Annotated in this window: 1 protein-coding gene; it reads left to right on the top strand. The window is 70.3% G+C overall.

The window, feature by feature from the left end:
- Nucleotides 1–273: enolase C-terminal domain-like protein (locus SB753_RS37220; protein ID WP_410805156.1), on the top strand; the 273-nt coding region annotated here is incomplete at both ends.

Here is a 273-nt window from a genome sequence, read left to right as displayed (position 1 = left end):
CCCGAACGGCACGTGGGATGTGCGCACGGCGGTGCGCATCGCCTCCCGCCTCGAGCACGCGCTGGAGTACTACGAAGACCCGACCCCGGGTATCCCCGCGATGGCCGAGGTCGCGCAGCAGACGTCGCTCCCGCTGGCCACGAACATGTGCGTGGTCGAGCAGGGGCACATCAACGAGGGCTTCCGTCGTGACGCCGTGCAGGTCGTGCTGATCGACCACCACTACTGGGGCGGCTTCCGGCCGTCGATGCAGCTCGCGGCGACGTGCGCGGC

It is taken from the genome of Paraburkholderia sp. SIMBA_053 (assembly GCF_046534895.1).
Lineage (GTDB): Bacteria > Pseudomonadota > Gammaproteobacteria > Burkholderiales > Burkholderiaceae > Paraburkholderia > Paraburkholderia caledonica.
This window is presented reverse-complemented; position numbering and strand designations above follow the sequence as displayed.